Raw genomic sequence first — 2,874 nt, 5'->3', positions numbered from 1 at the left:
GCTTTTGAAACCATTTTTCTTTATATTGTCACTTAGACAGGCTGGGCATTTGAACCACCACCCGGATATAAATGTAGCTATGAATAAAACAACTTTTAAAATATCGAAGATGGACTGCCCTTCGGAGGAAAACCTAATCCGAATGAAATTAGAGGGCCACTCGAATATTGAACATCTTGAGTTCGACATTCCTAACCGTCAATTAACTGTGTTTCATCATGACAATATAGAAGGGATAGAGACTGCTATTCATGACCTAAAATTAGGAGACACCCTACTCTCGACCGAAACCATTGACCCCTCTGATCCCAACAATAATTTTAAAATTGATGCTGACTCTAGTCACAAAAAAGATGCTGAGCAAAGAAAGCTACTATGGATAGTGCTGGTCATTAACTTTGCTTTCTTTATTATTGAAATGAGCACGGGACTGATTTCTCGTTCGATGGGGTTGGTCGCCGACAGCTTAGATATGTTAGCAGATAGCTTCGTGTACGGAATTAGCTTATTTGCGGTCGGTGGAACGGTCATTAAGAAAAAACGGATTGCTAGAATTGCCGGATATTTTCAAATTACGCTAGCGATTCTTGGTTTTTTAGAAGTACTAAGACGTTTCTTTGGCAATGAGCAGTTACCTGACTTTTCTACCATGATAGTCATATCGATTCTTGCGCTAATTGCAAACTCGATTTGCCTCTATTTACTACAAAAATCGAAAAGCAAAGAAGAAGCCCATATGCAAGCCAGTATGATTTTCACTTCAAACGATGTGATTATCAATTTAGGGGTAATTGTTGCAGGGATTTTGGTTAATTGGTTACACTCTAGTACGCCTGATTTGATTATTGGTAGCATCGTATTTGCTTTAGTTATTCAGGGCGCCTTTAGAATATTGAAGTTGAGTAAGTAGCCAAGCCTAATAACTGAAGCAAATAGCTCAAGTAAGTAGCTTAATTAAACCGCTAAGTGTAAAGTAACTGGGTTTGAAGCAAATAAACATCATAAGGATATGAGACCTCAAGCAATGATTGAACAAACTTTAAATCTAGTCACCACCAAAGACCATCAGCAAGTTGCCGTTTGGCGAATAATAGATGATGAAGTCTTTGATAAGAATCTGGGAGACCTTCCTAAATTTTGTGTAAGTATTTAATCTAAACGTCAGTTACACAGAATTTGGGATGGTCTCTTCTTAACCCCTTACTGAGTATATGTAGTAGATAATCTTTGAGCCATTTAGAGCGTTTCAGCGATAAACTCTGAGGATCTACAGCTCCAGTTAGATATTTCTTTGTTTTATGGAGACCCTTACCTGAGTCTTCTTCTCTGATGGTATAGCAAATTCTACCTATATCAACCTTGAATATACTTCCATTTGCTTTTCGGCCTTCAAGAATTAAACATTGAGCTTTATTGATTTTAGCTATGTCATCAATATTTACCACAATGACTTTTCTGCTCTTAAGTATAATAGTCATTAATACTCTACTATTCGGTTAAATATTTCGCCAAAGCCCTCTTGGATCTCATTGAATTCTTCAATTTCAGCATCAAAACTTAGATAAACCTCTGTTGTTTTAATATTTTTATGATTTAAATGCTGTCGGACATAATCAAATACTTTTGAATCTGGGTAATGTTTTTCTCTCATTGATCTAACTAGATTCATACCTGAAGTAGCCCTAAGATCATGGAATGAGAATTTACAAAATCCACTTTCATATGCTTGAATTTTTTTAACAAACCTATCTAACTCATTTCTTAAAGATTGTCCGCTTTTAATATTCATGCTAGGAGCGCTTTCATTCCATTCGGGCTTTGGCGTTTGACGGGCTGCTATCTCTCGCTGAGCTGATAGATAAGGGTTTCCTACACGAGTCAGAAACACATAATTTTCACTAGTATGACCATAAAAACTATTAATATGGTTTCTTCTATACTCTGCACGTTCACTATAAATATAGTTAATTAAATCATTTATTAATTTTCTATTAAAATGCAGCCTGTTATGTCTGCTAGATTTGGAGTCAGCACGAAATCTTTGACCAGCATTAATGACGACTGAATTTAAAGAAGGGTCATTCTCCAAAATCTCATTAGCTTCTTCTATACACGCTATACTTAAAGTACAAATAGTTTGCTGTCTGGCGCCAGTTATAATGGCAATCCTAATCATAAGTTCAAGCTCAATTGAAGCAAGGTTATTTCTGAAGGCTTGAAAAATAATTTCTTGCTCCCTCAGAGTTAATGGTCTCAAACTTCCTCCATCCCTAATTTTACCAAGCTGAGGATATGGACTTCGACTGCTTTTAACTTTAAGGTCACTGGTAGTGACTTCAATAAACCTACTTAACCCTACTGAGTTTTCAGTCATTATTCTTTTATTAACTTCAGTGAAAGGATCGTTTTCGAAACTATTTAACGGTAACAATGATTGATGAATAATTTCTCTATAAAAATGAGCTACCGTTGAGAGGATGTTGTTTATATAAGTGGCACTAAAGTTATACTTGTTAAGTACATCGACCATAAAAATTTTAAATTTCTGAGGAGCGCGTTTGGAGTATGTCTTAGGAAGGTCTAAAAAGTTTTGATTACTATCTTCTAAATACTGTAAGTAGAATTTTAAAAATATCGCCCTTGATGAGAGACTTCTTAGATTAGATAGGCTAGGCTGACTTAGCAGTCCTATTAAATATGAATTACCTATATTCCAGGGCAAGCCGTTAGATTTGAGTATTACTGGCATTCTCGGATAGATTTGACCATCTTTATGAATAGAAACCTGATACTGAGTATCATTATCTATAGTGTTTAGCGTCCACTTCAGATTAGCTTTATAAAAATTGTTTAAGTAAATAACCTTTGCTTTGG

The 2,874-nt window shown here is 35.5% G+C and carries 2 protein-coding genes; one reads left to right on the top strand and one right to left on the bottom strand.

Annotated elements, in window-relative coordinates:
* Window positions 1-79 precede the first annotated feature (79 nt).
* On the top strand, window positions 80-910 hold the full coding sequence (locus ACT3S4_RS14230) for a cation transporter (RefSeq protein ID WP_087814222.1): 831 nt from the start codon (window positions 80-82) through the stop codon (window positions 908-910).
* A gap of 567 nt (window positions 911-1,477) precedes the next feature.
* Here the strand turns inward: ACT3S4_RS14230 and ACT3S4_RS14225 are convergent.
* On the bottom strand, window positions 1,478-2,874 hold a 1,397-nt coding region (locus ACT3S4_RS14225), incomplete at its 5' end, for a tyrosine-type recombinase/integrase (RefSeq protein WP_444761292.1).

Origin of the sequence: Psychrobacter sp. AOP30-A2-5, assembly GCF_052378115.1 — a bacterium.
Taxonomy (GTDB): Bacteria; Pseudomonadota; Gammaproteobacteria; order Pseudomonadales; family Moraxellaceae; genus Psychrobacter.
Note: the sequence above shows the minus strand (reverse complement) of the source record. Positions and strands in the feature narration are given on the sequence as shown.